Consider the following 23262-nt stretch of genomic DNA (forward strand, 5'->3'; position numbering starts at 1 on the left):
ACGGTACCCCTTCCTATTTTGCAAAAACATGATTGCCAATTTGAGTTACGATTGAACGGGACCAAATCCATTTACTTACGGGCTTGTAAGGATTCCAAAAGAAAATAGCACCTCCGGTGGGGTCATAGCCTGCTAAGGCATCTCGAGCAGCCTTGACGGCTTCCGGGCTTAATGCTCTGTTATATTGGCCATTTGATACAGATTCAAAGGCCATGGGTTGATATACCACACCTGAAAGGGTTTGGGGAAAGCTGCTACTTCTTGTACGATTGAGTAATACTGCACCCACCGCCACTTTACCAACATAGGGCTCATCTGCGGCTTCGCCCATGATTACCCTGGCTAATAGGTTAATGTTATGATCGTTCCCCACATAAACACCAGTTGTAGTTGTTTTAGCCGTATAGGTTGTTTTACGGGGCGGGGTATACAAACCCATGGCACTGAATGTTTTAGGGCCCACTATACCGTCTGTTGCTAGTCCATGATAGGCTTGAAATTTTCTTACAGCAGACGCTGTCTTGCCACTGAAATAACCATCAACGGGTCCATCGTAGTAACCCCAATCCTTAAGTCTTTGTTGTACCGCTCTTACTTTGGTGCCACTGCTTCCCCAGTACAAAGTATCATTTTGAGCGAAGGCATATCCCGCAACACTACATAGAAATATTGCCGTAATAAACCAGATCAAGTATTTTTTCTTATTGCCCAATTGCATTTTGTTCACCCCAATCTTTTTTTGTTATTTTTCCTCTTAATTACAAAATTATGTGGGGTAAGAAGGCAAATAAAAAAACTCCGGCATAAGCTCGGAGTTGAAATTATTCCCGGGATTTTTCTTTTGTTAAACCATATGTAAGATCCTAGCTATTTTCTCTCCCTGCGCCAATTTTCGGCCATCTTTACGAAATGGTGGGCCCAATCTGTTTCTGCCACAGCATGAATGTGATTATACAAGGCCAAGACATTTTTATAGTGAATCCCGTCGTATTGGCCGTTTATACCGTGTCCTCTCAGAACCTTAAAGGCAAAGTCACAACCACTTGTATCCAAGTCAGTCACTCTGGAGTTGTGAAATTCGTGTCCCTTCACAATTTTACCGGTGGCAAAATAGGGGGTACCTGGCAGTGCTTCCAGATGCATGTAACCATGCCCCTGGGGCTTCTTGATCATTTCCACCTCCAGAGGCAGCGCTCCTACCATTTTAAAGGATTGTCCTTCCCAGTGGATACGGCGTCCCAAATACATGAGTCCCCCGCACTCAGCATAGACGGGTAAGCCCTGCTCAATCAGCTGCTTCAGGTGCTGCCGGAAAGAATGGTTCTCTTCTAACTCCCGGGCCAAAACCTCCGGGAAGCCGCCTCCGATGTACAGCCCGTCAATGACTGGCAGTTCGGGATCTGATATTGCACTGACTTCTACCAGTTGGGCACCAGCCTCCACCAGTGCTTCTAAATTCTCAGGATAATAAAAGGAAAAGGAACGATCCCGGATCACCCCTATGACCGGAATATTAGATCTTTGATTGGAAGTATCCTGTTTAATCCATTCTATTTCAATAGGTTTCTGAATAACCTGTTCCTCTACAATTCCCGGCCACTCCTGGGCCATTTTAAGAATCCCTTCTATATCCAGGTACTGTGCAGCGGCCTCTCCGATTTTTTTTACTGACTCCATGAGGGCATCATTTTCACCCGCAGGAATCAATCCCAAGTGACGGTCTGGAATGGTAAACTGTGTACCCTTAGGCATAGCACCCAGTACCGGTACGTCACAGTATTCTGCTATGGAGGACCGCAGCATTTTTTCATGGCGACTTCTAGCCACTTGGTTTAGAATAACTCCACCAATCTTTACATTGGGGTCAAAATTAGCATATCCATTAACCATGGCCGCTACACTACGGGTCATTCTGGTGCAATTTATCACCAACAACACCGGTGCCTGCAAAATCTTGGCAATTTCTGCAGCACTACCGCTTCCCTGAATATCGACCCCATCAAACAAACCCATGGCCCCTTCAACAATGGCAATATCCGCAGCCTGGGCATGTCGAATAAAGTTTTGTCGAATGGATTGCCTTTCCATCAAATAGCTGTCTAAATTACGACAGGTATGGCCGGCTACCTTTGTTAACCAACTGGGATCAATAAAATCAGGTCCTTTTTTAAATGGCTGTACATGCAAACCTTGGCCGATTAATGCAGCAATTAATCCAACGGTTATGGTCGTCTTGCCGGAACGTCCCTGGGGTGCCCCAACCAGTAGACGGGGAATCTTATATGTATTGGACAAAATATCACCTCATTATGCCGTCAGCTATCAGCCTTCAGCCCTATGGATAAGTCTGGGTGCTTCTTTATATAAGTATGGTAGATAATAGACTGGGCATAGGTATAGAATCCCTTGATCCGCTATTATTATTCCTTTTTTCTTTAAATCCATTATTATCGATCCTATGATACCAAAGAATGATAGCTAAAGGCCTCGGACTAATAAGGAAACACCCCCACCGGTAGTATTCCAGGTGAGGGTGAATTTTCCTTATGATAAATATTAAACGCAACCAGTGGGCTTGGGCAGACCAGCCAGTTTGCAAGCACCCTTTGCAGGGCCAGTGGGGAACAGTTCGTAAATACCTTTCAGGCTGTAGCCAGTGTCTTTGCACAGCTTACGAACCATGGGAGCAATGCCGAACTGGAAGAAGTAGTCACGCAGGTACTTGATTACTTTCCAGTGGTCTTCGGTCAGCTCGTCGATACCTTCTTCTTTGCAGAAGTACTTAGCTACATCTTCAATCCAGGTATCGGGGTTTAATAAGAAACCATCCTCATCGACTTCAAATTGCTGGCCATTAATTTCAATAAATGCCATTTACAAGCGCACCTCCAGGAGTTTATTTATTCGTACCGCAAATGCGGAACACTCATACCATTTTATATTATATACTTTTTATACACTTTTTTGTAGTAGTACAAGCACATATTTTTTAGAAAAGACATACTATATTATTTATTTGTAATTACTTGTTAATGGGTGGATACAATGCTAAGCCAACCAAGTCAATAAGACCCTTAACTTCTACGCCAAGTTCATGCTCCTCAACCATGGGATATAACTGTGCCTTACAAATGGAACAGGGTGCACAGAGAATTCCATCGCCGTTCTTGCCAACACCTGTTTCACGAACCTGCTCAGCCTTCTTAGCAGAGAACTTGATACGCAGATCGTACATTTCCGGATCATCAAACAGGACTGCGGAACCACCACCACAGCAGAAGTTGCGCTCGCGGTTGGGGTACATTTCCACAAAGTTGCTTACTGAAGCATTCATAACAACACGCAACGTATCACACAGGTTGCAAGCTCGACCAAAGTTGCAGGGGTCATGCAGGGTAACTGGTCTGGTATTGGCATCTTTGTGTAGAGTTAGGGCACCCTTCTCAATGTAATACCGTACCTCATCGTGCAAGTGTACAATGGGAATACGACCAGGACGATCTAACATACCCGGCAGGTACATCTTACCGGTACGCCAGCCGTGACCACACTCGCCCCAAACAATCTTCTTACAGCCTAACTTAAGGGCTTCATCGATAATACGCATGCAGTTGGCACGCATGGTGTGTCGCTGGTCAAACAGCAAGCCAAAGTTACCCGCTTCGGCAATCTCACTACTCATGGTCCAGTTGGCACCTAGGTAGTGGAAAAATTTAGCTGCCCCCATCATGGTATTGGGGTTGAGCAGGAAGTCCGCGGAAGACGGAATGTAAAGAATATCGGAATTGGGTTTATCAGTGGGAATTTTAATTTCCACGCCAGTTTCCTCTAGCATTTCTTCTTCCAGGAACTCATTGGTATCGAGCAGACCCGGTTTGGGTAAACCAGTGTGGTTACCGGTTTTCTTCATGGCAAAACCTACACCAGCCTGAAGCTTGGGCACCATACCCAACCAATGCAACAACTGACGTCCAGCCATGGTGATTTCACAGGTGTCTAAGCCAAAGGGACAAGCCAAGGAGCAACGACGGCACTCATTGCACTGGTAGAAATAGGAGAACATTTTCTCTAAATCTTCCAGTTCCAAATCTTTGGCACCAATAAGTTTCGGGAAGAACTTGCCTTCCGGAGTAAAATACCGCTTATACACCTTACGCAGTAAATCTGCACGGTTAGTAGGAATATTATTAGGATCCCTTGTGCCAAGATAGGTGTGGCAGTTTTCAGCACAGGCACCACACTTAGTACAGGCTTCAAAGGTAATCATTAGAGAACGAAACTTTTCGCCCAGTTCCTGCAAGTGCTTGATGGCTGCCTCAACCTTTTGATCATCAGGCACAGGATTGATATCGATTTTTAGCATGTCCGCAGCACTGGCTCTGACAGGCTGCTTTAGACCCGTTTCAGTTAATGGCATTTACTGCACCCCCCCTGTAGCGGATTGGCCGCCAGAGACGGCATGGCCGGAGCCACCTACTGCAACGCCGGGCAGACCCGGTGCGGGCTCAACATAGGGACGGTTAATAATCCAGCGGTGTGCAAACATACCCGGAATGTGCAGGAGCTTGCTAAAGGGCAGGATTATCATCAGAATTTGAACCAGCAGTAAGTGTATGACAAATAAAGGCTTGTGCATTACTTCCATGTCAGCAGTAACCGGTGTAAAAGTAAGCAGATTTGCTACATAGTCACGAACAGGCTCATAATGAATACCCCATTCTGGCACAAAGCGCATTAAGTTACCAGCAGTTACAATGGCAATTAATAATAACAAGTGAAGATAGTCACTGGGGGCAGAGATTTCTTTTACCGCTTGCACAGTCATTCTACGGTACAGCAAGTACAATAAAGCAAGTACGATTACCACACCAAAGGATGTTCCCAGCAGATTGGACAAATACTCACTGGTGTGTGCAGAAGTCATGCCAATGTAGTAAAATTGCAGACCCAATAGGCCAATACCCATGACGTGCCCACCAAGAATGGAAAACAATGCTACGTGCATAATCCACGCACCAGTCCAAACAGGCTTGTCAGATTTGTACAGGCTACGGAAGAAAACCGCTTCTAGAGCAATGTCCAGCATAGCACCGGTTTGGGTGGTGGGTGCCGGGGTCAAGGTAATGTTATGGACAATGCGCCCACTGGCCCACCTGCCCATTCTGTAAAGAAGACCAATTGTTAAAACAAGCACTGAAATATAAGGAAGAATCTGTAAGGTAAAATAGGTCACTGCTACACCTCCTTCAAATTTTAAAAAACTCATTATGCTTATCTAATTACCTAGCTTGCAATTTGCTATAATGTCTTATATCCGCAACACCACTCCCAGCCCAGAACGAGTTAAGTATATTTACAAAGAATTAAAGCTCCTGCAGAGTACAAGCTTCGTTCGGACAAGTTACCACACAGGTTTCACAACCCATGCAGTCGGTTTCAGCCCCAGTTACTTCTGCCTTACCATCAACCATGCCCAAGATGCCTGCGGGACAAGCATCAATGCATTCACCACAGCCTTCACACTTGTCGGCATCAATTGAAACTACATACATTCCACAACCCTCCTTTGGTAAATATTTATAATTCATTGGGTTGGGCTAGGGTTTGGTACTTATACCGCTTCATAAGGGCATGTTTAACCTGTATGAGGGTGATTATAGAGCCTATTCGCTGAAACTTAAGTTATTCCTTCTTGAATAGTCACTTTTTTTTGACAAATAGCTCGGCTAATGTCTGATTTCATGTCAGACTTTTTTATGTTAAGTTGATAAAATAAGCTCCTATAGAAATATAACATTGAATTACCTATTCCGTAAAGGTGTTCTTACTGTCTTCCTTGGTCAGTTTTAGCACGTTAAGTTGTTTTCCTTAACTGGTTTTCTTAATTCGAAGATAAGATTACTGGTTTCAATTTATTCCAGCTTTTTTCTTGTTCTTTCTTGTTTTTAGCCATCTTTATTTTTCTAGTAGGATTTTTTGTATGGTTGGAGAAAATAAAAATGTGGAGGTGAAAAATATGTCAGTTTATGAAATGGCACTTGAATTGGGAAAAAACTTATCCACCACCGAAGAGTATCAAAGGGTATTAGATACACAAAGGGCTGTGGCAATGGACCAGGAAGCTCGCTCCCTGGTTAAGGAATTTCAACAGTTACAACAATCCTACCAACGGATGCAAATGATGGGGCACCAACTTACCAAGGAAAACATGGCAACCTTGGAAGAAATGGAGAAAAAAGCCACCGCGCACCCTTTAGTAGAAGAGTATCTTGCAGCCCAGTCCCAATTCTATGAAGTGGTAAATGAAGTTAACGTAAAAATTCAAGAAGGTCTGAAAGGTCCTGAAAAGGATGTACCCCAAGCCCAAGGAGGATGCAGTTGCTCTTCCAATGACAGCGGTGTTTGCGGCGGTTCCTGCTCCGGTTGCTAACATTATAAAGAGACCTACTTAACCCCCACTTCTCTAGGTGGGGGTTAAGTCTTGGCAAACCTTTCTAGCGCTACTTTGTCAACATACTAAACCGTCCTTCAAAGGGACAGTTCCTTGTCAGTCTTTGCTTTTGATAATGAGCAACAGGCCGCTGGCCAGCTCAATTTTACCCGTCTCCCCCGACAGTACATTGCTGATTCCCAGGGAATGTCCAACCACCAGTGTCGCATTATACAGGGGATATTGAAACCCTGTGAGGGTAATGCCTGTAACTTGCTGGGTCAGGGGGAGCAAAGATATCTGTGTGAATTGATCCTTCTTTATTATTGCCTGATCCTTGATGAGAAAAATCTCATTTTTCTCATCAACAATGCAGCAAGGGACCCCTTCCTGTAAGGCCTTGGCCAATAAGTGAATATTGGCCAGACTGTGGTCAAAGCGGTCTCCCAAAACACCCAGCAGGATAATTTCCCCAGGTTTGCGTTGTAACGCCCAGTTAAAGGCCATTTCCGTATCGGTCTCATCCTTCTGAACCGGATCACAGGATAAATATTCTTTGCTTTCTTCCTTTATCCTAGCCAATTGGCTGTGGGTTACCGAATCAAAATCCCCTATGGCCATATCCGGGGATATACCGTTCTCGATGAGAAAATAGGCCCCCCGATCAACACCTAAAAGAAAATCTCCCGGCGCTATTTTCTTTAAAGCCCAGGACCCCAGGTTACCCCCGGAAAATATTAACGTTCTGTTTTGTGTCATGAAGACGGTTCTCCTCCCAGTTGAAAAGCCCATTCTCCAAATATCGGTAGACCTTTTCTTTTATTCGAGCAAAGGCACTGTTTGTTGTTATGCGCGGATTACGGGGTCTGGGTAACTGCACCATTATTTCTGCCTGTAACCTGCCCGGCCTAGGTGAAAGTAGGTAAATGCGGTCCGAAAGAAGAATGGCTTCATCTATATCATGGGTAACAAACAACACTGAAGGCTTAAATTGCTCCCAAATATCCAAAAGCCATTGCTGCATTTGAATTTTTGTTAGGGCATCTAATTTACCAAAGGGCTCGTCCAGCAGCAGCAGGTCCCTTTTGCATAGATACGTCCTTAATAAAGCCGCCCGCTGCCTCATACCGCCCGAAAGCATATCCGGGTAACTGTGGGCGAACTTCTCTAAGCCAAAAACCGGTAGTAAGTCCAAGGCTTCTTTGCGAGCCTCTGCGATACCGATCCTTTGTAATTGTAAGGGAATTATCACGTTATCAAGGACCGTTCTCCAGGGAAACAGCAAATCACTCTGGGGCATATAGCTGACATAACCCCGTTTCCCAACAATGGACTGCTTTCCCAACAATATATCTCCCTCATCGGGGTTAGACAAGCCTGCCACCATATCCAACAAGGTACTTTTTCCGCAACCACTCGGGCCAAGGATGCTGACAAATTCTCCAGCCGCCACCGCCAGAGAAACACGGTCCAAGGCCATGACAACCGGCTGATTATTTTGATGAAAACTTTTACTGACGGCCTTAACAAAAAGCCCGTGGTCCAGCATTTTACCCACCTACTTTAACTTTACTGGGGAAGGAATTCATTGGTAAAGGCCTCTTTCGGGTTTATATTTTTCTCAATCAAACCCCGTTGAAACATCCAATCGGCATAACGGGCCCAAACTTCTTCCTTCTGTTCCCCCCATCGTGGGGCATCTTCCTGATATTTTTGGCTTACCCACCCCTGACTGGCTTTTACCAGATCGGCATTCAATTCAGGTGCATTCTCTAATAGTATTTCTGCGGCTCCAGTAGGATTTTCAATACTCCACTGGTAGCCTTTGGCTGTGGCAGCCATAAATTTTTTAACCAGTTCCTTTTGTTCGGAAATGTGTTGTTCATTTGTTGCAATAACCGGGGTATAGTAGTCCAGGGCCGGGTCTAAATCCTTCAGCATAATTAGATTTAGGTCCATACCCCTCCTTTGGGCTTCCACACCATCCCAGCCATAATAGATCCATTCAAAATCAGCATCCCGCCCAATGGAGTTGAAAAAATCCGTGGCACCCAGAGTTATATTTTGCACCTTTTCAGGACTGGCACCAGCCTTTTCCATCACAGCCTTGATAACGGCTTCCTCCACCGGGGAGCCCCAACCACCATATCGCTTACCTGCAAAATCTTTGGGGGAATTGATGTTTGCTTCCTTAAGTGAAGCAAAGGCAGAAGTATTATGCTGGATAATTGCTGCCACGGACACCAGGGGAATGCCGGTGGACCGAGCTTGGGTAACACTTTCTTGATAACTTATCCCAAAATCAGCTTTACCTGAAGCCACCAGTTGGTCTGCGGTAGTGCCTTCGCCAGGCTGTATAATTTCAACAGCCAGTCCCATTTCTTTGAAGAACCCCTTATCCTTCGCTACGTAGAGTCCGGTATGATTAGTATTGGGAAACCAATCCAGCATCACCGTGACTTTTTTTAGTTCTTTCTTTGGCTTTTGCTCCGGTGCTTCCTTTTTCTCCTGAGCACAGCCAGTGAACAACAGCAACAGGCAAGCCAGCAGACAAAAGACCTTTATTTTTATTCTTTTCATAGTAACTCTCCTCTCTTTAACCAAACAGGGATGTCTCCCTTTGCCGGTAATACCAAGGCATGATTAGTCGGGCTGCCCCTTCGATGATCAAAAAGATCAGCAGGCTGAGACAAGTAATAAGAATAATGGCTGCAAAGACTCGATCGGTTAAATAGGATTGGGAGGAGCGTGTCATGAAAATCCCCAACCCCTTGCTAGCTCCTAACCATTCACCGATGACAGCCCCCATGACACTATAGGTTCCGGCAATACGCAGCCCGGAAAAAAAGAACGGCAGCGCTGCAGGAAGCTTCACCATGGTAAAAATCCTTCCAGGGCCTGCTCCCATGGCGGACATAAGCCGAATCATTTCCCTATCCACCAATCGGTAACCATCGGCTAAGTTGATGGTAATGGGAAAAAAACAGACCAGTGCCACCACCAGAATTTTGGGAAGCAAACCATATCCAAACCATATAATCAGTAACGGTGCCACTGCTATTATCGGAATGGTCTGGGAAATAATAAGCAAGGGGTAGATGGCCTTTCTCAGGGTCTCTGACCAGTCAATGACTGTGGCCAAGGCTATCCCAACAATAATAGCCAGGGAAAAGCCCAGAAAGGTCTCATAAATGGTTTGAACACCATGTTGCCAAAGAAGTTCCCTGACTTGCCACAGGGAAGTGACAATTTGACTTGGCCCCGGCAGTATCCAAGCTTCCACCTTGCTTACTTTAACCCCCAACTCCCACAGGACCAGCAACATAAAAAGGGTAAGCCCCGGCAGAAAGATGGTTGCAAAGTCCCTTCTAGCGGTACTTGGCGATCTTTTCATCAAGGGTAACTCCTTCAGGACGATAGTGGATCTTTATGTAGGTCATCACTTCTGAAGCCCCGGCTGTGATGCAGGCCTCTTGGGCCCTTTTAACAATATCAATCAGTACGTCCAGTTCTCCTTCCATCACGGTTTCCATAGGGCCGACTTCGTACTTGACTCCGGATTTCTGCACTACCTCAATGGCTTTGTCCACAATTTGGTAACTATTATCCCCTTTGGTTTTGGGTAAAACTTGAAATCCTACATTAACAATAGACATGAATTTCCCCTCCTTCGATGATTAGTATGCCTTTATTATTTAAAATAAAAAATGAAAGCTACCCCCGAAGGATAGCTTTGCTACACAAGTTAGAAGATTCTTTCCCTCCGCTGGCATTACCCAGATCAGGTTTACGGGTCGGTACCCCTAGGGCCCCCTCTCAGCCAGCTTTCCCAGCTCCCCGGCCAATATTTAATTCTAGTTGTAACTATACCAGCAAGTCCTTGCTTTGTAAATGTGTCTGTTTTTCCAGAGAATCCTCCTTGCTGTTTATAAACTTTTTCTGTATTAACGTTATCACTACTCACTCCGATCTCCATCCAGACAACACTAGGCAGACCGCCGGCGCCAAGCCAGCGTGTTGAAATACCTTTGTATTTGTGATTTCCTGCTTTGCCCACAACCAGAAAAGTCCGGGCTGCGCCCGGACTTCTGAATTATTTATTTAAATCCTCAATAGAGTTAATATCCATGTAAGCAGGAACAACCAGTCCAATTCTGGTACCTTCCAGGTTTGGACCAAGATCCTCAAACTTACCTTCAAATTCTTTATAGTAATCAGCATGGGTTGTGGGCAGCCAGGCCGCAACAATTGCATCCGCATCGCCGGATGCTAGTCCAGCCCACATAGGACCTGCTTCCACTTGACTTAGTTCTACTTCATAACCCAGTTTTTCCAGGGCAATTGCCACAACATTGGTGCTGGCAATCTCCGAATCCCAGGCAACATAGGCTAGGGTAATCTTATCCCCCTGTACAGTACTAATTCCTTCCAACCATTTATTCACTGTTTCTTCATTGTTTTTAATCCAATCCTTCGCAGCCGCTGCTGGTTCTTTTCCTTCCTGCATAGCCACCATCACAGACTCCATATCTGCGGGTTGCCAATTAAAGTTGTCCAGTAACTTATAGGCACTGGGATGATCCCCTTTTAAACCCTTCCGTACAATGGTATGAATAAATTCAGCATCCCCATAGACTTTTTTGGGATCTTCTAAGTACTTGAGGTCATATTTTGCAAACTTCCAGTGGGGTGTCCAACCAGTTACAATAATGGGTTCTTTGTTCTCATAGGCCTTGGCTAAGGCTGCTGTCATGGCAGCACTGGAACCCTCCACCACTTCCCAGTCCTTCAATTCATACTCCTGTATAGCCTTGTCAGTTGCTTTCATTAAGCCAGCACCCGGATCAATCCCAATAATCTTATGTTTAACCTGATCCCCCACGGTTCCCGACTGCTTGGACTCTGTCCCTCCGCCACCACAGCCCACTGCCAGTAGTGAGATCAACAGTCCAACCACCAGTAAATACCATCTTGTCCTTTTCAAACACTTTACCCCCTATACATGTTTTCTGCCAATATTCTGAGTCATTCTGTCCAATATAATGGCCAGAACAACAATGGCCAGCCCCGCTTCGAAACCTACTCCAATCTTAATTTGTGTTACTGCGCGGTAGACATCTGCCCCCAGTCCCTTGGCACCAATCATTGAAGCAATAACCACCATTGACAGTGCCAACATAATACACTGGTTAATTCCTGCCATAATCGTTTGCTTAGCTAGGGGAAGCTGTACCTTTAAAAGTTTTTGTGTGGGAGTAGAGCCAAAGGCATCCGCCGCCTCTATCAATTCTGCCGGTACTTGTCGAATACCCAGATTTGTTAGGCGAATGGTCGGTGGCATGGCAAAGATCACCGATGCAATAACACCTGGTACCTTCCCCAAGCCAAAGAAAAAAATGGCCGGGATCAGGTACACAAAGGCAGGCATTGTTTGCATAAAATCCAGTAAAGGCATGACCAGATCCCTTGCCGTATCCTTTCTGGCACAGAGAATTCCCGTAGGAATCCCTACGATGATGGATATCAGCGCCGCGGTAAGCACCAGTGCCAATGTTTCCATGGTGTTTTCCCAATAGCCCAAATTACTAATTAAAAGCAATCCAGCCAAAGTAAAAAGAGCAATGGATCTTTTACTAAATTTCCAGGCCAGCAGTGTTAATATAGGGATAAAAACTCCCGCCGGGACCCCATTAAACAGAAAGGAGAAAAGATCAACCCACCCGGCAATGACCGCTGAGATAATGTCAAATAGCCCACCAAGATGTGCCCCTAAATAGTCAACAAATTTTTCAACCCATTTATCCAAAGGAACTTTAGGAAATAAGTTTTCCAACCTGTACAGCCCCTTCCTTAACCTCTAACAGATTTTTTCATCTTGGTTAACTTTTCCGGCAAGTCCACCCAGTACAGCTCCACGAACAATGACTCCTGATAAACGCCGTTGCTCATTTACCACTGCCAAGGGCACCGGAGAAAAGGCAATGATATCGAACAGATCATGCAACCGAGTATCCGGAGCTACAACCGGAACATCTGTTTCCATCACTTCCTCCAGGGTTAATCCCTCCTGCTTGGCCTTCGATACTGCGTCTGCCTTCACCACACCCAGTAAGGTCTTTTTGCTGTCTACGACATATAGGCTGGAAACTCCGCTATCCTTCATTAGTTGCAGTGCAACCCTTGGTCCTTTATTTAGGGTGATGGTCTCCGGTCTCTTCATCACGTGCTCTGCCGTTAATACCTTGGACATGTCCACATCTTCTACAAATTTTTCTACATATTCATTGGCCGGGTTGGTTAGAATTTCTTCCGGCGTACCAATTTGTACAATTTTACCATCCTTCATCAGGGCAATTCTGTCCCCAATTTTCAAAGCTTCATCCAGGTCATGGGTAATAAAGATAATGGTCTTATGCATAGTAGATTGCAATTCCAGAAGTTCGTCCTGCATGTCCTTACGGATTAAAGGATCAAGGGCACTGAAGGCCTCATCCATCAGCAATACGTCGGGGTCATTGGCCAGGGCCCTGGCCAGCCCCACTCTTTGCTGCATACCACCACTCAACTGACCAGGATAACTGTTTTCCCAACCAGCCAATCCCACCAGAGCCAGTGACTGTACTGCCTTTTCTCTGCGTTCCTCAGGGGATACGCCCTGAACCTCCAAGCCGTATTCTACATTTTGCTGGACAGTTCTGTGGGGGAATAGGGCAAACCGTTGAAACACCATGCTTAACTTTTTCCTGCGAACTTCCCGAAGCTGCTCCTTGCTCATGGTTGCAATGTCTTCGCCATCGATTTCGATTTTTCCACTGGTTGGTTCAATGAGACGGTTTAATAAACGTACCAGAGTGGATTTCCCACTACCGGATAACCCCATGATGACAAATATCTCTCCTGCATAAACCTGAAAATTAGCTTGGTTTACTCCTACGGTTAATCCTGTCTCTTGTAATATTTCTTGCTTTGTTTTTCCTTTTTGTAAAAGTTCTATGGCTTTATTTGGTTTGGGACCAAAAATCTTGATCAGATTCTCGACCTTAATTTTTGTCACGTTTTCACCTCAATTTTCATAATCAGTAAACTTCTAAATATATTGTATAGTCTATAAATATTTTCCACAAAAACGGTATGGGATTATTACGGTTCATATACTACGTAAAGTTTAAACTTTATATAATTATAATTCCGTATACTCCGTTTTTCGTTTGAATATCCCTTTGTTTGTTCCTTTACTTTTTACAATAATCACAGTAAAATGTTAAAAGTAATTCTGCAGGAGGTTTTTCTCCCCTCATGGATAAATTAGTTCAGCATGATGCAACTCCTTATGAGCAAATCATATATAAAGCCAGACACCGTGTCATTGATTCTTTGGCCCGCAATATTGATCTGTATGGTATTACCATGTCCATCGGGCATCTGTATGGAACCCTTCTTTTTCAAGATAAACCGATGACCCTGGACGAGATGGGTGAAGCCCTAGGAATGAGCAAAACCAGTATGAGTACCGGGGTACGGACCCTTCTGGATCTAAATATGGTGAATAAGGTCTGGATGAAAGGAACACGCAAAGATCATTATGAAATTGAACAGGATTGGTACCAAAATTTTATTGACTATTTTTCAATAAAGTGGCGGAAGGGTATTGATGATAATATTCAATCCCTGCGCAAATCCTTGCAGGAATTAAAAACCTTACTGTCCAAGGATGATTTACCGACTCCATTACAGGAAATGGTACAGGCAGACATTGAAAAGATTAAAAATTCCCTGGAGTATTACGATTGGTTAAATCGCCTTATTGATACCTTTGAATCCCATGAAATATTCAAATATGTACCTAAGAAGGAAGGAGCCGAGTAATCGGCTCCTTCGGTTTATTGATACACTTGTATTTGGGATTTTCCTTATCTCCGCTCACTATAGATTAGGAAATCCCTTACCTGCTTGTATAGTATGTTTATCTTTTTTGCATTTTGCCCACTGCATAGCTAAACCAAGGACTAATAATCCTAGGCCTATCAAGTCTGTTAGCAGCTTAGGATCTATCATGAGCAAACCACCAACGAAAAATAATAATCGGTTCAGCCCCTGGACATGGGTCATGAAATAGCCGGCCACCGCCGAGGCTATGGCTGTCATACCAATCAGTGAGGTTGTCAGCATCAGTAAGACCTTCGGTAAGGTGGTATCAATGAGCAACAATGACGGGGACAGGACAAAGATATAAGGAATCAAAAAGGCCGCTATGGCTAGTTTTGATGCGTTTACCCCTGTTTTCATAGGGTCACTGCCGGCAATCCCTGCTCCGGCAAAGGCTGCCAGAGCCACCGGAGGGGTAACATCCGCAATAATACCGAAATAGAATACAAACATATGAGCCGCCAGCACCGGTACCCCCAGTTGGACCAGTGTGGGCGCAGCAATGGTTGAGGTAATAACATAGTTAGCAGTGGTAGGTACACCCATACCTAATATAATGGAAGTAATCATGGTAAAGAACAAGGTTGGCAGTAATTGACCGTGGGCCAGATCAATGAGGGCTGACCCCAATTTAAGACCAAGACCTGTCTTGGTTACAACACCAATAATAATCCCTGCTGTGGCACAGGCAATAATAACACCCAGGGCAGACCTAGCACCTTCCTCCAGCCCTCTTATAATATCCCCCAGGGAAATTCTGGTGGAACTACGCAGCATGGAGGCACCTATAGCCAATATTATGGCCCAGAGAGCTGCACGCATGGGAGTGTAGCCGCTAACCAGTAGGTAAACAATTACCACTAAGGGAATCGCCAAGTGTCCCCGCTCTTTCAGGATAACCCCTACCTTCGGCAGTTGATGCCTGGGGATGCCCTTCAAGCCAGTTTTTTTAGCTTCCAGGTGAACTCCGATCCAGATACCGGTAAAATACAACAACGCAGGCAATGCTGCGGCCTTGACAACATTTACATAGGGTGTTCCGACAAACTCTGCCATTAAAAAGGCTGCTGCACCCATAATGGGTGGCATAAGTTGGCCCCCGGTGGAAGCTGCAGCTTCTACGGCACCGGCAAATTCAGGTTTATACCCTAGCTTTTTCATCATGGGAATGGTTAAACTACCTGTTCCGGCAACGTTTCCCACAGAGCTGCCAGATACGGTGCCCATCAAACCACTGGAAAGCACCGCAACTTTAGCTGGTCCCCCACTGGCCCAGCCTGCAATGGCATTGGCCAGATCAATGAAAAACTTCCCCAAACCAGTTTTTTCCAGATAGGCACCAAATAAAATAAACAAGAAAATAAAAGTCGATGATACACCCAACGGAATACCAAAGATTCCCTCGGTGGTATAGTAAAGATGGCCCACCAAACCACTGATGGTTGCACCTTGGTGTGCAAAGGCCCCGGGAAGATACGGTCCGGCAAAGGCATAGCCCAGGAAAAGGATTGCCACGGTGACAATGGGCCAACCCACTACCCTACGGGCTGCTTCCATCACAAAGAGGATTCCTAACCCTCCCATTAGCATATCTGTGGAGGTTACAATGCCCGCACGCATAACCAATTCCTTATAGGAGATCACGATATACAGCGGTGTCGTCACTGCTGCCACTGCCATCAATACATCAAACCAGTGGAGTTTACTCCGGGACCAAGACTTTCTAGCCGGATATAATAGATATACTAAGGCCAAACCAAAGGATAAGTGAATCGCCCTTTGAATTTGAGCATCTAAAACCCCGTAAACCGCAGTATATAATTGGAATAGAGAGAAGACGATGGCCAGTACTGTCACTGCAAGCCCAATTGAACCCTTCAATCTCCTGTAATCGGACTCTTTATCATACTTCGCCATAAATTCTTCTAAGTTTAGATTGTCTTGTGTTTTTGCATTATTGTCTGTCAAATTTTACCTCCTTCCAATGTTAATGCCAATATTTTGGCCGGTGTAAGTGTCTTAACCTTCAATGTAATCAATGAGCCAGCTTTAAAATAATCCTTAAAATTATACCTTCCTCCTCGATATAGTAATGCAGGTTCGGTAAAAGGTATAACGCCGAAATTCAGTTGTTGAAAACGTCGATTCTGACCTTTAAGGATGAACTGGCCATTGCGATTTTCCAATTCACCTTCTCCCTGTAAAAACGGGGTTCCAACTCCATAGGATTTAAATGCCGTAGAGGTTAGTAACAAATTATTTCCCGGTGCAAGAAGGAAATTTTCTTGCACCGGGGTTTTAAGAACCGAATGAAGATACTCATAAGTAAAGGTCTTATCAAATATCAAGGGTATTACAATATCAGGTTTACCCTGCTGCTGGCCCACCAGTAATGTGGGCACGGGAATGAAAAACATCGCTAATAGACTAATCAACAGCAAGCCAAATATTATTTTTGGGGAACGCTGTTTCATTTTAATTCTCATGGGTTAAAAAATCCTCTATTTCTCGTTGAAGAATTTTTCTGCACCGGCATGCATGGGGATGGATACGCCGTCCTTAGCAGTTTCTTTAGAAATATATTGGCCAACAGCATGGGCCGCTTTTAATTGATCCAAGTTGGTAAAGATTGCCTTGGTAATATCATAGGCGGTTTGCTCATCCATTTTGTCGGTGGCCACTAACATCGCCTTAACACCAACCGTTTCAATATCTGCACCTTGCTTATAAGCATCCGCAGGTATCACAACCTTGGTATAGAAGGGATATTTTTGAATCATGCTGTCAATTTTATCGGCTTCGATGGGTACCATGACTACTTTATGCTGGGCAGCAATATCCTGAACAGCTGCAGTGGGTACACCGGCAGTTAGGAAGGCAGCATCAATGTTACCATCCTTTAGGCTGTTGGCTGCTTCAGCAAAGGATAAGTATTGTGGTTGGATATCTTCAAAGGTTAGACCGTAGGCCTCTAATACGTGGCGGGAGTTACCGGTAACACTACTTCCAGCAGCACCAACTGCAATCTTTTTACCCTTCAGATCTGCAACACTCTTAATTCCTTTGCCTTCCAAAGTAACTAATTGAACAGTTTCAGGATAAATGGTAGCTAAGCATTTCAGGCCATCCACTTTTTTATCCTTAAACATTTCAGTACCGTTGGTGGCATAGTAAGCAATGTCATTTTGGACAAAAGCAATTTGTACATTACCTTCAGTTAACATGTTTACGTTAGCTACGGACGCACCTGTGGACTGGGCAGTGGCGTTGGCTCCGGAGATGTTTTTGTTTATAATTTCAGCAATGGCACCACCCAGGGGATAATATACACCTGCAGTCCCCCCGGTTGCAATATTAAAGAACTTTTTCTCTCCAGCAGTGTCACCGGTCTTTTGCTCTCCTGTTGAACCGCCGCAACCAGTGATAACAACCGTCAACATAGCAACAGCTGCTAATAATGCAATAATACGCTTTTTCATTATTACGACTCCTCTCTAAACTTTTAATTAATTAGCGTATGTTTTTCAACTTCCCTCCTTTTTGAATATTTATATAATGGCCTAACCTTTCCAATAGTTTACTGTCTAGTTATTTATACAATATATATTTTCTATCAATACTAAAAAATCCTTCTTGAAAAAAATAAAAAAAGCCTACAAGCAGGTAATAATCTCTTTTACCCGTTGTAGGCTTCTTTGCCTTAGTTGCATAATGTGCATATTCATTTATCTTGATTATACTGAAAATGAAACAAAATATCTACCCCCAATAGGGGTCAGACCCCAAAGAAAAATGTCGAAGTATTTACTTTAGGCCCTCGGGATTTAACCCTTGTAACTCCTGTAAGACAAAACGCCCATCTTTTCGAATTAAAACATCGTCAAAGTATATTTCGCCACCGCCATATTCCGGTGTTTGTATATAAACCAGATCCCAGTGAATGGCTGACTTATTCCCGTTTGAACAGTGGTCATAGGCACTACCCGGCGTAAAGTGAATGGAGCCGGCAATCTTTTCATCAAATAAAGTATCCTTCATGGGTTTTGTAATAAACGGATTGACCCCCAGAGCAAATTCACCCACATATCTAGCCCCTTCATCAGTGTCAAAGACCTTGTTAATCCTTTCCGTATCGTTGGCGGTTGCTTGAACAATTTTACCATTTTTAAATTCCAATCGTATATTCTCATAGGTAAAACCCTGGTAAACAGCTGGCGTATTGTAGGTAATAAAGCCGTTCACCGACTCCCTTTCCGGTGCTGTATAAACCTCGCCATCCGGAATATTTCTCTTACCTGCACATTTGATACCCGGCAGTGTTTTAATAGAAAAATTTAGGTCTGTTGCCGGACCCAGTATCCTAACCCGGTCGGTTTTCTCAATTAGTTCCACCAGGGGGTCCATGGCTTTAGACATCTTGGAATAGTCTAAATTGCAGACATTAAAGTAAAAATCCTCAAAGGCCTCGGTACTGGTATTGGCCAGTTGAGACATAGAGGGTGATGGGTACCGCAAAACCACCCATTTGGTCTGGTTTACCCTAATATCACCGTGCACTTTATTCCAATAGTGCTTAAAATAGAGTTCCATTTTTTCTGCAGGAACATCCGACAGCTCCGAGGCATTATCGCCGGAACGAATACCGATATAGGCATCCATTTGCTTCATCCTAGCCGATTCATACTCTGCCATGGTTTCCATTTGCTCTTGACTGGCCCCCATCAGAATTGCCCTTTCCACTGAATTGTTCTTGATAGAGGTGAAAGGAATCCCTCCAGCCAGATAAACTTGTTTGACCAGTTCCTTTACCAGGGGTGGTTCTAAACCAATGTTTTCAATAAGTATCTTTTCACCTGGTTTAATTTCACAGGAATAAATGACCAGGTTTTTTGCCAACTGGGTTATTCTTGGATCAACCACAGCTAATTCCTCCTAACCGATTCCTCCGTTATCTGTAAACTGTGTATATTATATTGAAATATTAAAGATATTTTATCATATTTATTTTCCCCATTATGGAAAAATATACCCTGTCTTGGTAAACAGGGTATGCTTTCTAATCACTTATCTTTCTTTTTTCGGTAGGATGCTTCCACATAGTGTGGACAGCATCGAATATAGTTCTTTTTACAACAGGCATATTCATAAAAGTCCCGACAGCTATCTTTTATTTTTATCTTCCTTAATTTGCACCAGTCCCCATCCTTATAAATGCAACAATCATAAACTTTACCATAGTGTTTGTAACGAAGCTTCTCTATCTTCTCTAAGTAATAGGGGCACTGTTTATGGTAATGGGAAGTGGTGCAGGTATGTCGATAGAAGGTTCTATTCTTTTCATACATGTTGACTTGCCGTAATTCGCAAAACTCATTTACCAGATAGGGGCAGCAATAGGCCGGTTTAAAATAGCGGTTGGGCTTTATTTTAATAACTTTATCATAGAAATAGGAACACTTATCATAGTATCTTGATGTGCAACAGGTATCATCATAAAAACTCTTGTGTTTCTTGCAGATCTGATAGCTGGTGACATCACATTTGTCTTCACAAATGTATGGACAACTGCGGGATTTCCCAATAAAATGGTAGGTCTTGGCTGCGTATATTTTTCTAGTTAGATAAGGACATTTTTTTAGGTAATCAGACGAACTGCAGTTATTTTTAAAGAATTCCTCATCTTCTTTTATATTGGCCTTTGTTAACTTACACCGTTCTCCCTGGACGTAAGGACAGAAGTCCTCCATTCATATCACCCCCTGCACTTTTTATATTTTATTCCCAGATAAAAAAATGTTGCCACGTTATTTCTGGGAATAACAAAGCAATCCCGTACCACTTTTAGGGTGATACGGGATTACTTTTTAAAAATCTCTATATGGTTCCCAAGCTGCTTTAATTTATTGACTAGGAAGTAATTTTTTTATGCTCTTCCCAGCACTCAACATTCTTTAGTCCCTCTATACTATTTTTATAGAATACAGGGTCCTTGCCTGCTTTTTTCTGATTGATATAATCCGCCAGGGCAGCTTTGGCAACCTTACCCAGCAAGGCAATGGCAATTAAGTTAGTAATGGCCATTAAAGCCATAAAAAGGTCTGCCATGTCCCAAACAATATCAATCTTGGACACAGAGCCAAAATACACCATGCCAACCACAGATAAGCGGTAAATAGTTAACCAAACTTTACTGGTTTTAATAAATTCTATGTTGGTTTCACCATAATAGTAATTTCCTACGATGGAGCTAAAGGCAAAGAAGAGCACAATCAGGGCAACAAAACTAGTGGCCCAGTCCCCCATGTGTTTACTAAGGGCAGCCTGAACAAGCTCAATACCCTTTAAATCCCCTCCCGGCTTATAGGCACCGGATAAAAGAACTATAAAGGCTGTGGCACTACATACCATCAGGGTATCAACAAAGACTCCCAGGGCTTGGATAAAGCCCTGCTTGGCCGGGTGACTAACCTGGGCCGTTGCAGCTGCATTGGGCGCACTTCCCATACCTGCTTCATTGGAGAAGAGACCCCTCTTAATACCTAACATGATGGCTGCACCAACACTACCACCCACTACCTCCTGCAGTCCAAAGGCACTTTTCACAATCATCATAATAACACCGGGCAAAACGGTAATATTGGCTATCATAATATATAATGCCAGCAGGATATAACCCCCCGCCATGATGGGCACCATCCACTGGGTAACAACGGCGATCCTCTTGATGCCACCAAAGATAATGATACCAGAGAACCCTGCCAGAATGAGACCTAGGTTTGTGCGATCTATACCATAGGCATTTTGAAAAGCCAGGGTAATGGTATTAGCCTGTACGGCGTTAAACACAAGGCCAAAGCATAGGGTGATAAGAATTGCAAAAAGAATACCCATCCATCTTTGTCCCAGGGCTTTCTCCATATAGTAAGCCGGGCCACCCCGGAAGGATTTTTCATCCTTTACTTTATAAATTTGAGCCAGAGTTGCTTCAACAAAGGCTGTGGCTGAACCGATCAAGGCAATTAACCACATCCAAAAGATTGCACCAGGTCCACCGACAGCAATAGCCAAGGCCACACCGGCCAGGTTACCGGTGCCTACCCGTGAAGCGGTACTAATACAAAAGGCCTGAAAGGAAGAAACACCCTTTAACTTGCCAGAATCCCCAATACCATGGCCTAAAAGCCTGAACATTTCACCGATCATTTTAAATTGAACAAAATTTGTGTTAAAGGTAAAATAAATCCCCAAACCAATTAACATAACAATCAGTACATAAGACCACAAAATATCATTGCTCACTGCAACAAAACTCTGTAAAAACTCCATAATTTAGCCCACACACCTTCTTTCAGATTTTTTTATAGATTAGGACCAATATACTTGGTTCTTGCTCCCAATTAACATCTCTTTGATTAGTTAAATAGTTTAATTATTTTAGGGTATATTAAAAATTTTTATGTTTTTCCACTGTGAAATTGTACCATACATGTACAGTGGTTTGTACAAGAAATTTTTTACACTATAAGAATATTTGCCATCCTTTAGCTTAAAAACAAAACCTTACCCTTTGAGGTAAGGTACAGGCTGTAGAAAACCCTAAGGTCTAGGGATTTATGTTTGTCTGCTGCAAGAGGTGAATACGATTTAATACCGCTGGGTGCGAATAGCTAAACCATTCAATAAAGGCTGGCGGAGATACATCCGAGGAATTTTTACTAACCAGATTTATCTGCAGACCAATGGCAGCGGCAACATCCCCGGTCAACTGTATCGAAACCTGATCTGCTTCCTTTTCCATGCTTCTGGATATGGTATTTTGCAAAGGGCTTGTGGCAAAAGAGACCGTCAAAAAAAACAGTATTGTAAGGGCCCAGGTATAGGGAGGATGGTATCGCGACGGTGGCAAAACTGATCTAATAAAGATAAATAACAGCCCCCACAATAGAAAATTACCGATAATCCCAAGGGTTAAACCCTTGATAATATGTCCCTGACGCCAGTGTGCCATTTCATGGGCGATCACCGCCTTCACTTGGTCAGGAGGATAATTCTTGAGCAGGGTGTCATAGAGGACAATTTGCTTGGTCCCAGCCAGTCCGGCAAAGTAAGCATTGGCCCGGGTGGTTCGTCGACTGGCATCCATCACCAATACCTCATCCACAGGGATATCTGCCTTACTGGCAAGTTCATTGACCATACTGAGGATAGCAGGGTCCTTGGCGGGCTCAAACCGATTAAAAAGAGGAGAAACCACCACTGGCCAGATAAAATTTTGTACCACCAACCAAATTGAGAACAAGGATGCCCCCACCAGCCACCAAGTGCGCGGCCAATGCTTCAGAATCCAAAAGAATAGCAAAACACCGAAAGCCGAAAAAATTAGGTCCAGGCCTGCTCCCTTTAAGTAATCCAGCCACCAGGAGCCTAGGGTCTGGGTAGAAAAACCCCACTTCCTTTGTAAATAAAAGCTGCCAAAATAAGATAGGGGTAAATGAATTAACCTTAGTACCACCCATAGAGCTAGAAAAAACAGGAGGCTGCTACGATAATAATTTCCACCATTTGCCCGTTGCAACCAACCACTAAAACCGGCCGCTTTGCCGCTCCATATAAACCATACTATTAGAAGTATTTCCGTCAGTACGCCGATTAAAAACAATAGTTGTTGGCTGCGACTGTGGTCTCTGCCCTGACTTATCTGCTCTGCTGAAAAATAATGTAGGGCTTCTGGTGCTACCTTACCAGGAAACAGGATAAACCATAGATAAAGTAAAGAAAAACCCAATACTATGACCATTAAACCCTGCCATAGGATGTTTAATCTAGGCTGCTGCAACCCTAACCCCTCCCATCTAAGTGGTAAATACTTCTATTTATTATTCTACGGCTCGGTTCCATGGATTAGG

General features: G+C 43.9%; 23 protein-coding genes and 1 riboswitch. Of the genes, 2 read left to right on the forward strand and 21 right to left on the reverse strand.

The genetic code is table 11. The features are described from left to right. Positions 1–13 precede the first annotated feature (13 nt). From sleB to DRED_RS17015, 6 genes are all read right to left on the reverse strand, one after another. Positions 14–718 carry a spore cortex-lytic enzyme gene (gene sleB / locus DRED_RS16990; RefSeq protein ID WP_011879485.1) on the reverse strand — a complete coding sequence of 235 codons (705 nt, stop codon included), beginning with the start codon at positions 716–718 and terminating at the stop codon, positions 14–16. Between the two features lie 149 nt (positions 719–867). Continuing rightward, positions 868–2295 (reverse strand): cobyrinic acid a,c-diamide synthase CobB, encoded by a 1428-nt coding sequence (locus tag DRED_RS16995; RefSeq protein WP_011879486.1) that lies wholly within the window; start codon positions 2293–2295, stop codon positions 868–870. 261 nt (positions 2296–2556) lie between these two features. Then, on the reverse strand, positions 2557–2874 hold the full coding sequence (locus DRED_RS17000) for a TusE/DsrC/DsvC family sulfur relay protein (protein ID WP_011879487.1): 318 nt from the start codon (positions 2872–2874) through the stop codon (positions 2557–2559). Positions 2875–3022: 148 nt separating this feature from the next. Next, positions 3023–4417, reverse strand: a complete 1395-nt coding sequence (locus DRED_RS17005) for a (Fe-S)-binding protein (RefSeq protein WP_011879488.1) — start codon at positions 4415–4417, stop codon at positions 3023–3025. Continuing rightward, positions 4418–5233, reverse strand: a complete 816-nt coding sequence (locus DRED_RS17010) for a respiratory nitrate reductase subunit gamma (protein WP_011879489.1) — start codon at positions 5231–5233, stop codon at positions 4418–4420. A 130-nt stretch (positions 5234–5363) separates the two neighbouring features. Next, a complete protein-coding gene (locus DRED_RS17015; RefSeq protein WP_011879490.1) occupies positions 5364–5552 on the reverse strand; it encodes a 4Fe-4S dicluster domain-containing protein in 189 nt (62 codons plus the stop codon). A 464-nt stretch (positions 5553–6016) separates the two neighbouring features. Between DRED_RS17015 and DRED_RS17020 the strand changes: the two genes are divergently transcribed. After that, entirely contained in the window at positions 6017–6430 is a 414-nt protein-coding gene (locus DRED_RS17020) for a YlbF/YmcA family competence regulator (protein WP_041275034.1), read from the forward strand. Between the two features lie 117 nt (positions 6431–6547). Here DRED_RS17020 and DRED_RS17025 read toward each other — a convergent pair whose 3' ends face one another. The 8 genes from DRED_RS17025 to DRED_RS17065 form a co-directional block, all read right to left on the reverse strand. Next, positions 6548–7189: a thiamine diphosphokinase gene (locus DRED_RS17025; protein WP_011879492.1), complete on the reverse strand. Its 642-nt coding sequence runs from the start codon at positions 7187–7189 to the stop codon at positions 6548–6550. Continuing rightward, on the reverse strand, positions 7152–7979 hold the full coding sequence (locus DRED_RS17030) for an ABC transporter ATP-binding protein (protein WP_011879493.1): 828 nt from the start codon (positions 7977–7979) through the stop codon (positions 7152–7154). The genes DRED_RS17025 and DRED_RS17030 overlap by 38 nt, the downstream gene beginning before the upstream one ends. Positions 7980–7999: 20 nt before the next feature. Beyond that, the gene (locus tag DRED_RS17035) at positions 8000–9010 is read right to left on the reverse strand and encodes an ABC transporter substrate-binding protein (protein ID WP_011879494.1); all 1011 of its coding nucleotides are present in this window, start codon (positions 9008–9010) and stop codon (positions 8000–8002) included. Between the two features lie 16 nt (positions 9011–9026). Then, complete coding sequence (locus tag DRED_RS17040) at positions 9027–9824, reverse strand: ABC transporter permease (RefSeq protein WP_011879495.1); 798 nt, start codon at positions 9822–9824, stop codon at positions 9027–9029. Further along, entirely contained in the window at positions 9799–10086 is a 288-nt protein-coding gene (locus tag DRED_RS17045) for a thiamine-binding protein (RefSeq protein ID WP_011879496.1), read from the reverse strand. Before DRED_RS17045 ends, DRED_RS17040 begins: the two co-directional genes overlap by 26 nt. A gap of 85 nt (positions 10087–10171) precedes the next feature. After that, positions 10172–10280: riboswitch (TPP riboswitch) on the reverse strand. A gap of 243 nt (positions 10281–10523) precedes the next feature. Next, a complete protein-coding gene (locus DRED_RS17055; protein ID WP_011879497.1) occupies positions 10524–11414 on the reverse strand; it encodes a glycine betaine ABC transporter substrate-binding protein in 891 nt (296 codons plus the stop codon). Between the two features lie 12 nt (positions 11415–11426). After that, positions 11427–12263, reverse strand: a complete 837-nt coding sequence (locus DRED_RS17060) for an ABC transporter permease (RefSeq protein ID WP_011879498.1) — start codon at positions 12261–12263, stop codon at positions 11427–11429. Positions 12264–12287: 24 nt separating this feature from the next. Next, positions 12288–13484 (reverse strand): quaternary amine ABC transporter ATP-binding protein, encoded by a 1197-nt coding sequence (locus DRED_RS17065; protein ID WP_011879499.1) that lies wholly within the window; start codon positions 13482–13484, stop codon positions 12288–12290. 242 nt (positions 13485–13726) lie between these two features. Here DRED_RS17065 and DRED_RS17070 point away from each other — a divergent pair, with 242 nt between their 5' ends. Continuing rightward, entirely contained in the window at positions 13727–14296 is a 570-nt protein-coding gene (locus DRED_RS17070; protein ID WP_011879500.1) for a GbsR/MarR family transcriptional regulator, read from the forward strand. Positions 14297–14353: 57 nt separating this feature from the next. Here DRED_RS17070 and DRED_RS17075 read toward each other — a convergent pair whose 3' ends face one another. The 7 genes from DRED_RS17075 to DRED_RS17105 all read right to left on the reverse strand — a co-directional run bounded on the left by DRED_RS17075 (position 14354) and on the right by DRED_RS17105 (position 23153). After that, positions 14354–16324 (reverse strand): TRAP transporter permease, encoded by a 1971-nt coding sequence (locus tag DRED_RS17075; RefSeq protein WP_011879501.1) that lies wholly within the window; start codon positions 16322–16324, stop codon positions 14354–14356. Continuing rightward, positions 16321–16842: a DUF1850 domain-containing protein gene (locus tag DRED_RS17080; protein ID WP_011879502.1), complete on the reverse strand. Its 522-nt coding sequence runs from the start codon at positions 16840–16842 to the stop codon at positions 16321–16323. Before DRED_RS17080 ends, DRED_RS17075 begins: the two co-directional genes overlap by 4 nt. A 15-nt stretch (positions 16843–16857) precedes the next feature. After that, the gene (locus tag DRED_RS17085) at positions 16858–17835 is read right to left on the reverse strand and encodes a TAXI family TRAP transporter solute-binding subunit (RefSeq protein ID WP_011879503.1); all 978 of its coding nucleotides are present in this window, start codon (positions 17833–17835) and stop codon (positions 16858–16860) included. Between the two features lie 325 nt (positions 17836–18160). Continuing rightward, positions 18161–19276 carry an aminopeptidase gene (locus DRED_RS17090; protein ID WP_011879504.1) on the reverse strand — a complete coding sequence of 372 codons (1116 nt, stop codon included), beginning with the start codon at positions 19274–19276 and terminating at the stop codon, positions 18161–18163. 140 nt (positions 19277–19416) lie between these two features. Beyond that, entirely contained in the window at positions 19417–20103 is a 687-nt protein-coding gene (locus tag DRED_RS17095) for a hypothetical protein (protein WP_011879505.1), read from the reverse strand. Positions 20104–20263: 160 nt separating this feature from the next. After that, entirely contained in the window at positions 20264–21682 is a 1419-nt protein-coding gene (locus DRED_RS17100; protein ID WP_041274704.1) for an alanine/glycine:cation symporter family protein, read from the reverse strand. Between the two features lie 277 nt (positions 21683–21959). Beyond that, on the reverse strand, positions 21960–23153 hold the full coding sequence (locus DRED_RS17105) for a M48 family metallopeptidase (protein WP_011879507.1): 1194 nt from the start codon (positions 23151–23153) through the stop codon (positions 21960–21962). Between the last annotated feature and the right edge of the window lie 109 nt (positions 23154–23262).

The sequence above is a fragment of the Desulforamulus reducens MI-1 genome, from assembly GCF_000016165.1.
Taxonomy (GTDB): Bacteria; Bacillota; Desulfotomaculia; order Desulfotomaculales; family Desulfotomaculaceae; genus Desulfotomaculum; species Desulfotomaculum reducens.

Coding starts and splice junctions, on each gene's coding strand:
- sleB (WP_011879485.1), bottom strand. CDS start 718: ATGCAATTGGGCAATAAGAAAAAATACTTGATCTGGTTTATTACGGCA.
- DRED_RS17000 (WP_011879487.1), bottom strand. CDS start 2,874: ATGGCATTTATTGAAATTAATGGCCAGCAATTTGAAGTCGATGAGGAT.
- DRED_RS17005 (WP_011879488.1), bottom strand. CDS start 4,417: ATGCCATTAACTGAAACGGGTCTAAAGCAGCCTGTCAGAGCCAGTGCT.
- DRED_RS17015 (WP_011879490.1), bottom strand. CDS start 5,552: ATGTATGTAGTTTCAATTGATGCCGACAAGTGTGAAGGCTGTGGTGAA.
- DRED_RS17020 (WP_041275034.1), top strand. CDS start 6,017: ATGTCAGTTTATGAAATGGCACTTGAATTGGGAAAAAACTTATCCACC.
- DRED_RS17025 (WP_011879492.1), bottom strand. CDS start 7,189: ATGACACAAAACAGAACGTTAATATTTTCCGGGGGTAACCTGGGGTCC.
- DRED_RS17030 (WP_011879493.1), bottom strand. CDS start 7,979: ATGCTGGACCACGGGCTTTTTGTTAAGGCCGTCAGTAAAAGTTTTCAT.
- DRED_RS17035 (WP_011879494.1), bottom strand. CDS start 9,010: ATGAAAAGAATAAAAATAAAGGTCTTTTGTCTGCTGGCTTGCCTGTTG.
- DRED_RS17040 (WP_011879495.1), bottom strand. CDS start 9,824: ATGAAAAGATCGCCAAGTACCGCTAGAAGGGACTTTGCAACCATCTTT.
- DRED_RS17045 (WP_011879496.1), bottom strand. CDS start 10,086: ATGTCTATTGTTAATGTAGGATTTCAAGTTTTACCCAAAACCAAAGGG.
- DRED_RS17070 (WP_011879500.1), top strand. CDS start 13,727: ATGGATAAATTAGTTCAGCATGATGCAACTCCTTATGAGCAAATCATA.
- DRED_RS17080 (WP_011879502.1), bottom strand. CDS start 16,842: ATGAGAATTAAAATGAAACAGCGTTCCCCAAAAATAATATTTGGCTTG.
- DRED_RS17085 (WP_011879503.1), bottom strand. CDS start 17,835: ATGAAAAAGCGTATTATTGCATTATTAGCAGCTGTTGCTATGTTGACG.
- DRED_RS17095 (WP_011879505.1), bottom strand. CDS start 20,103: ATGGAGGACTTCTGTCCTTACGTCCAGGGAGAACGGTGTAAGTTAACA.
- DRED_RS17100 (WP_041274704.1), bottom strand. CDS start 21,682: ATGGAGTTTTTACAGAGTTTTGTTGCAGTGAGCAATGATATTTTGTGG.
- DRED_RS17105 (WP_011879507.1), bottom strand. CDS start 23,153: ATGGTCATAGTATTGGGTTTTTCTTTACTTTATCTATGGTTTATCCTG.